This is a genomic window from Corynebacterium sp., from assembly GCF_030530965.1.
Lineage (GTDB): Bacteria > Actinomycetota > Actinomycetes > Mycobacteriales > Mycobacteriaceae > Corynebacterium.
The window spans coordinates 1-3,931 of record NZ_JAUMTY010000057.1 but is presented as its reverse complement, the minus strand read 5'-3'; the positions used below and the strand labels follow the sequence as shown (position 1 = coordinate 3,931).

The window sequence follows — 3,931 nt, the reverse complement described above, 5'->3', positions numbered from 1 at the left end:
GATGCCGCGGGCGAGGACTCCGCGTCCGACGCAACCCCAGCGCTGGTGTCGGTAAGAATCAGCCGGCCTTTGGAATCCTGTCCCACGCCGTGAACATTGTTGGGCTGACCAATCGCACCCGGGAAGTGGTCTATCAGCAGGTGGACTGTGCCGGTGTCCTCGTCGTACACGGTGCACGAATCGATCACGCTCGCCCCGGTGGCACCCGACCCTGGGTATGTCAGGATGGTTTGCATATCTTCCCAGTGGTCGCCGCCGTCGAGGGACCTACGAATGACAAAGTTAATGTCATTGGGCGCATCGTTCGCGATGGTCGTCCGCTGATCCGCGCCGGCAATCACCGTTCCGCTCGGCAGCGTCAAGAGCGACGGGATCCGGTAGCTCACCGCGCCGTGCATTCCGCGGTCGAATAATGCCTGCGTGTGGACGGGATCGACATGCGACAGCCGCTTAATCGCCCCGTCGGTGAGCGGGGTGGGATAAACCGCGGCGCGCGCGACCTCGCCGAATAGCCGACGACCATGAATATCCTGCCCGATCGTAATGGTGTTGACCGGGCTGGCGTCGGCGAAAAATGCCTGCCCGGGGATCCGAGCTTCCCGGAATCCGTCGACGTAGAGATCGACGGCACCTTCCCCTGCGCGAATGACGACGTCATGCCACGTGCCGTCCGCCCAGTGCCCATCGACGGCAAAGGTGCGCCACTCGTCTTCGCTGGTCAGGACCTCGTAGGTGAGCCCCGTGTCCGAGACCGACAGACGCAGTCTTTCGACGCTCGAAGAATCCTCACCGTTCGCCTCAACATACCCGGCCGACAAGATCGTTCCGCCCTGGCCGACGCCACGCACGCGGAACCGGGTCAACGTCGTCCCTGCTCGGAGGCGTGCAACGCGGCGCGTGTCGTAGTCAGCCAGGTGGTTGGCCGCGAACTGCACCATGGGTTGGGGTGACGTCGCGTGCGCAAGGACGTCGTTGTCGGACAATACGGTCCCGGTGCAGACGACGTCGGCAACGTCGACGGGGGCGTCGGCGATGGTGAGTTCCTCCGCCTGGACGTCGGCAAAAAATGCTGTCGCCGTGCCGCAAAAGGCCTGGTACCCGTCGAGATAAAACTTGGTTCCTTCGGGGCCGACGGTCAGGGCGATGCTGTGCCATTGGCCGTCGGTGATGGTGGTGGCGTCTTCAACGTCGAGGCCCTGCACCCGTTCGGGGGTACGCGTTGTGATGTGAGGATGATCATCTTCGACCCTAATCGACAATTCCCCCGCGGAGGTGTGGGCCTCGATGAGCGGGCCGTCGATGGTAGTTCGAACGCGGGCGAGTATCGAACCTGCAGGATATGGGGTGGTCCGTAGCGTAGACATATGCGCTCCTGTTTGCCATGCGAATTACCATTCGTCCGGAAGCTCGCACGATGCACATGAGATAACCGTCAGCCCAGGCTCATCGCAGCCCGGACTGTGGGCAACTTTCGGTAACGGCCCCGATCGTACCACATGTCAGATGTCTGATGTCTGATACGCTGAGGGCACAAACGCGGTCCCAACTCCCCCACCCGCGCCCACACCTCAGGCACACGAGGAGGCCACTATGGTCACTAACACTTCACCCACCAGTCACCCTCCCGCACAACGGTGGTGGACATACCTCAGCAAAGAAGATTGGAAAGCCTTCTTCGCGGCGTGGATCGGCGTCCTCCTCGACGGCTACGATTTCGTCCTCATTGCCTTCGCCCTACCCCTGATAACCAAATCTTTCGACCTCACCTTGGTTGAATCTGCGGCCCTCATTTCCGCGGCCTTCGTCTCGCGGTGGCTCGGCGGATTGCTCCTCGGCGCGGCCGGCGACAAATGGGGACGCAAACCCGCGATGGTCCTGTCGATCCTCATGTTCGCGTTCGGATCCATCGCCTGCGCCTTCGCGCCGGGGTACTGGTTCCTCTTCCTCTTCCGCCTCATCATCGGCTTCGCCATGGCCGGCGAGTACTCAGCCTCCGCGGCCTATGTCATCGAATCGTGGCCGGTCCACATGCGGAACAAAGCATCCGGCTTCCTCCTCTCCGGCTACGCTTTCGGCGTCCTCCTCGCCGCGCAGGTCGATAAATACCTGGTCAGCTGGGTGGAGTCCTGGCACCCGGGGTGGGGTTGGCGCGCGCTGTTCCTCACCGGCATCGTCCCCGTCTTCGTCGCCGTCTATATGCGACGCCGCCTCCCCGAAGCCAGCGACTGGAAAGAAACTCAAAAAGACGAACACCGCGACGACGACATGCTGGACATCCTCTTCGGCAGCCAGCGTCGCATTCCGAACATCCTCGCCGTCGTGGTCGCTTTCGTTGCCCTGATGGTGATCTTCACCGAGGCGACATCGAGCATCGCGCTCCTTATCCTGTGTGGCATCGCAGCGGCGGCCGTGTTCATCACCTTCATCGTCCAGTTCGATCCGAGCCGCTGGGTGATCGGGATCCTCATCATGATCACGATCTTCGCGTCATTCATGTACACCTGGCCGATTCAAGGTTTATTGCCGACGTACCTCCACGGGATTGGCATGGACCCGGGCGTGGTGGCCAACGTCGTGTCATTCGCGGCGGTGGGGAACGCGTGCGGTTATATCCTCGCCGGGTTCGCTGGTGACGCGATAGGAATGCGTCGGTGGTACGCGATCAGCATTATCCTCTCGCAGATCATCGTTATCCCGTTGTTTGTACAGACGAGCGGCATCGTGGTGCTGGTCGCCGCGCTGTTGTTCTTCCAGCAAATGTTCGGCCAGGGTGTCTCCGGCCTGCTACCCAAGTGGGTGTCGTCCTACTTCCCCGTCGAGAAACGAGCCGCTGGCCTGGGCTTTTGCTACAACGTCGGCGCGCTGGGCGGTGCCGTCGGCCCTGTGCTGGGCGCCTCGATCGCGGCGAAAACGTCGTTGGGTGTGGCGCTGGCGATCATGTCCGTGGGCTTCGCGCTCATCGTTGTGGTTTCGATTGGACTGAACCTGCCGAAGGTGCTGCAAAAGGCGGTTAATCCCGACGCTGTTCGACCCGAAGATGGTGACGACGAAACCATCGCGGCCATCGCAGCCGGCGAGGAGCACACCAACGGCGACGTGGCCGGCCACTCCGCTCCCAGCGGCTCGAACCGCGATGCCACCGACACCACCAACATCTCCTCTCCCGCACCGAAAACGCAAGGAATGTAAACATGAACACCCCGAAAACGACTTCACCTGACTTCATCGTCGGCGCCTACGCTAGCCTCCCCTTCGACCGCCGCGACCAGGAAACGTACTACTCGCTCCTCGCCGAGCAGGACTGGATCAACGGGCTAGAGATCCCCTTCCCCGGCGACCTCACCGAAAGCCTCCCGTGGCTCAGCCGCCAGATCGCGGACCACTGGAATTCCAACACCATCACCGCTATTCCGGGCACGATGGTCAACGTCGGCAAGAATCCTAAATTCGGCCTGGCTAGTGCAGATGAGGATGGCCGAGCTGCCGCCCTCGACTTCACCGATCGAATCTGCACAGCCGTCCAGGAACTGGCTAGTCGAACCGGCCGCAGCGTCATTAAGTACGTTCAGCTCCATTCCGCCCCGACTCGTGGGGCCCACTCGGATGCCTTCGCACGTAGCCTCGACGAGATCGCCACGTGGGATTGGTCCGGCGCGCGCATCGTCATTGAGCATTGCGACGCACCTCGCGAGGACCATGAACCCGAAAAGGGGTTCCTCGAGCTAGCCGACGAATGCACCATAGCCGCGGAACACGACGTGAAGCTGCACATCAATTGGGGTCGGAGCTGCCTCGAAAACCGAGACGCGACCACTCCCCTGCAGCACATCACGACGGCCCGCGACAAAGGCGTGCTGGCTGGCGTCATGTTTAGCGGTGCGGGCGATAAAGATACTCAGTACGGCTACCCGTGGGTCGACGGCCACCTGCC

3 protein-coding genes are annotated in these 3,931 nt (G+C 62.0%); 2 read left to right on the top strand and 1 reads right to left on the bottom strand.

Going from position 1 to position 3,931, the window contains the following annotated elements; translation table 11 throughout:
- Nucleotides 1–1,364: sialidase family protein (locus Q3981_RS09180; protein WP_303125520.1), on the bottom strand; the 1,364-nt coding region annotated here is incomplete at its 3' end.
- Between the two features lie 226 nt (nt 1,365–1,590).
- On the opposite strand from Q3981_RS09180, the gene Q3981_RS09175 reads away from it, so the two are divergent.
- Together Q3981_RS09175 and Q3981_RS09170 are read left to right on the top strand one after the other, a co-directional pair.
- The gene (locus Q3981_RS09175) at nt 1,591–3,189 is read left to right on the top strand and encodes an MFS transporter (RefSeq protein ID WP_303125515.1); all 1,599 of its coding nucleotides are present in this window, start codon (nt 1,591–1,593) and stop codon (nt 3,187–3,189) included.
- A gap of 2 nt (nt 3,190–3,191) precedes the next feature.
- The coding region (locus Q3981_RS09170; RefSeq protein ID WP_303125513.1) for a DUF4862 family protein at nt 3,192–3,931 on the top strand (740 nt) is incomplete at its 3' end.